This window comes from Candidatus Nomurabacteria bacterium (assembly GCA_020631975.1).
In the GTDB taxonomy this organism is placed as follows: domain Bacteria; phylum Patescibacteriota; class Saccharimonadia; order Saccharimonadales; family CAIOMD01; genus JACKGO01.
Map to the genome: position 1 here is coordinate 1 of JACKGO010000006.1, position 3,846 is coordinate 3,846.

Genomic DNA, 3,846 nt, shown 5'->3' on the forward strand with positions numbered 1-3,846 from the left:
TGCGTTTCGGCAAAAGCCGAAACAGGCGGCGCGTCTGGGGCGGCTTAAGCCGCCCGCGCTTCGCGCACGTTCCGCCAACTAACCGATGTCCCGCCGCGCATAACCAATCGCCGCGATAGTTGCAGCGATAACAGCTACACCAATGAGATACACGGTTAGTCCGCGTCCTACATGCCCGCTTAACAGCCCAACCGTATCATAGTAATGGTATGGCATAAACTTGGCTGGCGTTTCTAGCCAATGCACCAGTCCGGCCAGCGACGATACCACATAACCGCCAAAGGCCAGGACAATTGCAACGCTGGTAGCAACCTTGCGTGTCAGTTGACTGGCAGCCATAAGTGCAAAGGCAATCACGCCAAATGACGCCGAAAATGCAAAAGACAGCACATGGGTAATAAACAAATCCCACTGACCAATGTGAATACCGGCAAACTGCACCGTCGCTACTGTTACCGCGTACGTGAGCACGCAAACGGCAGTAATGACGACCAGCCCGACAATCGTTTTAGCAAGCAACAAGCGGCGGCGGCTCATGGCTCTCGCCAGCGTATATTCAACTGTGCTGTCGTTCTCGTCGCGGTTCATGAGGCCAGCCGCCAATGTTGTCGCCATGATAATCACCATGATCGGCAGCAATATGTAATAAATCTGCGAACTTAAGTAGCCGATAGGCGAGAAAAAGTCGCTGCCACCGAAAAAGCCGCCCGCCGATGATGAGATACTGTCAAAGCTTGAATTGAGTTTGGCGGCGTCGTGGCCGATGGCTTTGTATGCCAGCACCGTTATCGCGATCAGGCTGGCGATACCAATCGTCCACCAAAGGGTAAACCAGCGGCGGCGTTTTAGCTCCCACGTAATCACGGCGTTCATCGTTTTTCCTCCTCGTAAAAGCGCAAAAACTCATCTTCCAGACCGTGCTGGCTGGTCGTCATAGAGGCAATTGCATGGTGCGACAGCGCGGCGAGCGCCTTTTCAATCGTGCCGGACGGCTCAATCGTCAGACTTGCTGCCCCGGCGTCAATGACGTTGAACGCGGGGTCGTCTTGTAACTTTGCGGCGTCGCCGGCATGTTTGAACGTTACGCGCCAGCGCGGTTTTTGGGTCGCGATAATACCGGCTGCTGTACCTTCATAGACAAATTTGCCACCGCGCACAATGCCGATACGATCACACATGCGCTCAACTTCCTCAAAACTATGGCTGCTGAGCAGCACCGCCGCCCCGCGCTCGCGTGCCTCGCTCACCGTACGATAGAACTGCTCTTGCATCAGCGGATCAAGACCGCTCGTCGGCTCGTCAAGTACTAGCAGATCAGGACGGTGCATAAACGCTTGCATAATGCCGATTTTCTGGCGATTGCCTTTTGAAAGTTGGCTCATTTTCTTATCAAGCTGCGCCTCAAACCGTTCTGTCAGTTGCTGCACATACTCACTGTCCGTGCCGCCGCTCAACTTGCCGAGATACGCCAGAAACTCCCGTCCCGTCGCGCCTTTTGGCAGGACGACATCACCAGGCAAATAGCCGACGCGCTGGCGTATCGTCGCGTTCGCTCGGGCGTTGTCTTTGCCGAAAAGCTGAATATGACCCGACGTCGGACGTATGAAATCAAGTATCATGCGCAACGTGGTCGTTTTGCCCGCACCATTTGCACCGAGCAAGCCGTATACCTCGCCGGGCTGGATTGCCAGCGACAAGTTATGCACGGCGGGCGTTTTAGCGCGTCCGTAGTATTTTGTAACGTTTGTGATTTTTAACGGCGTAGCCATAACAATTTTTAGTATAGCATGTACCGAAGTAAATATGAAGTATCTACCACCTTGCGGTAGAGCACGAACCACCAGAAAACACCCTTTTCAACTTCCAAAAAATCTCGGCGGGGGGGAATTACAAAAAATATGCAAAGGGTTTTTCTGGTGGGGCGCAGCGTGCGCTTGGGCGCACGCAGGCGGCGCGGCTTAGAGTTACCACTTTGGTTTGCGCTTGCCTCGCTTACGCTCGGCACGCGGTGTATTCCACAGATTGTCCTTTGGCTGCCACAGGGGTTTCACTTCGGTAGCTCCTTTGCTAAAATAGGTTCTAGCGAACGCAAAAATTCGCTCCAATTCCGACACAAATGCAATTTGGTCGCCCTCACGGGCGGCTTTTTGCGTGGCGGTGCGCAGCACCGACCACGGGTTTTTCAGGGGGGAGATTTGAAATTGCCCATGCGCTAAAGCGCATGGATTTTTGTTTGTTAGAGCGGCAAAGCCGCTACACTTCGTGTATACTGGTAAGTGGAATACAAATCAATCGGCAAAACTTTTACTATTTGACCACTCAAATAGCCGTTTCGCACAAGTTAGGTTTTGCCTGATTTGTATTCCAGCGAAGCGGCTTTTTGAGTGCAAGCAAATAAGGTGGTGTGTAATGTTCCCTCGGCTCATCTATTTCCTCTATGTTCGTAAGTCTACGGACGTAGAGGACAAGCAAGTATTATCTATCGCGGCACAAATCGCCGAACTCAAAGAGTTCGCAGCTCGCATGGGCATATACATTGTGGACGTGATAATAGAAAAAGAAACAGCGAAGAAACCAGGGCGCAAAAAGTTTAACAAAATGCTGGAGCGCATAGAGGCTGGCGAGGCAAACGGGATTTTGGCATGGATGCCCGACAGATTGTCGCGCAACTCAGTAGACAGCGGCAAGATTATTTATATGCTTGATGAAAATGTCATCGCTGATCTAAAGTTCCCTCATTTCTGGTTTGAGAATACGCCGCAAGGCAAGTATATGCTTGCCAACGAGTTTAATAGCTCTAAACAATATGTAGACAATTTGTCGGTAAACACAAAGCGCGGCTTGCGCGAAAAGCTGCGCCGCGGTGAGTACCCAGGTATCGCACCGCTCGGCTATTACAACGATGTGCGGACAAAGACCATAAAAGTAGACAAGCGGCGTTCGCCGCTGGCAGTCGGCGCATGGGAGCTGTACGCGAAAAACGAAAGTAGATTTATAGATATTGCCAAATATCTATACGACAACGGCGTAAAGACTAAGGGCGGCAAGATGTGGAGCGTGGACAAGGTAAAGAAAATGCTAGTTAATCCGTTTTACTACGGACACTTCGTGTACAAAGGCGAGGTATACCAAGGCACACACCAGCCGCTTATCTCAAAAAAACTGTACGACAAAGTGCAAGCCGTGATTGCCAAGCGTTGTTTTCGTGAGCAAGACCACACGCGCGAGCCTGCGGCGTATTGCGGGTTGCTGCGCTGCTCGTGCGGCATGGCAATAACCGCCGAAAACAAAACCAAGCGACAGAAAAACGGCAACGTTCATCATTATGTGTATTACCGATGTACGCGCAAGAGCAAAACGATGACTTGCACCGAAAAGCCTGTGCGCTCGGAGCTGCTCGATGAGCAGTTGACGAAATTGCTGGCGGGCTACGCCCTACCTGATGAGTGGGGCGACTGGTTGCGCCAGCGTGTTGATAACGAGGAACGCAAAGAGCAAGCCGAAAGCGACAAAGCACTAGCGGACTTGCGCGACAGGGTGGCGCACCTGTCAGAAAAGTTGCAAAGACTTCTTGATACGTATCTAGACGAAGTGATAGAGCGCGATATGTACCTTGCCAAGAAAGCCGAGATTATGAGCGAAAAGAAGTCTTTGGAGGAACAAATGAGCGACGCGGCAATAGGACAAAGCGGCTGGGTTGAACCTATGCGAAATTGGCTTGATAAAGCCGTTTCTATCTGTAATGTCGCTCATACTGACGATTTTGTAGCCAAAAAGAGCCTTCTGCGCGAAATCTTCGGGTTGAACCTGTTTTTAACAAACAAAAATGTCGCCACGAGTGGCGAC

The 3,846-nt window shown here is 51.5% G+C and carries 3 protein-coding genes; 1 reads left to right on the forward strand and 2 read right to left on the reverse strand.

All coding sequences use genetic code 11. The features are described from left to right. Positions 1–78: 78 nt before the first annotated feature. Both H6795_04320 and H6795_04325 read right to left on the reverse strand, forming a co-directional pair. Positions 79–873, reverse strand: a complete 795-nt coding sequence (locus tag H6795_04320) for an ABC transporter permease subunit (protein MCB9817718.1) — start codon at positions 871–873, stop codon at positions 79–81. Continuing rightward, positions 870–1,769 carry an ABC transporter ATP-binding protein gene (locus H6795_04325; protein MCB9817719.1) on the reverse strand — a complete coding sequence of 300 codons (900 nt, stop codon included), beginning with the start codon at positions 1,767–1,769 and terminating at the stop codon, positions 870–872. The genes H6795_04320 and H6795_04325 overlap by 4 nt, the downstream gene beginning before the upstream one ends. A 640-nt stretch (positions 1,770–2,409) precedes the next feature. Between H6795_04325 and H6795_04330 the strand changes: the two genes are divergently transcribed. Beyond that, positions 2,410–3,846, forward strand: a 1,437-nt coding sequence (locus H6795_04330; GenBank protein MCB9817720.1) for a recombinase family protein, incomplete at its 3' end; no start/stop codon positions are given.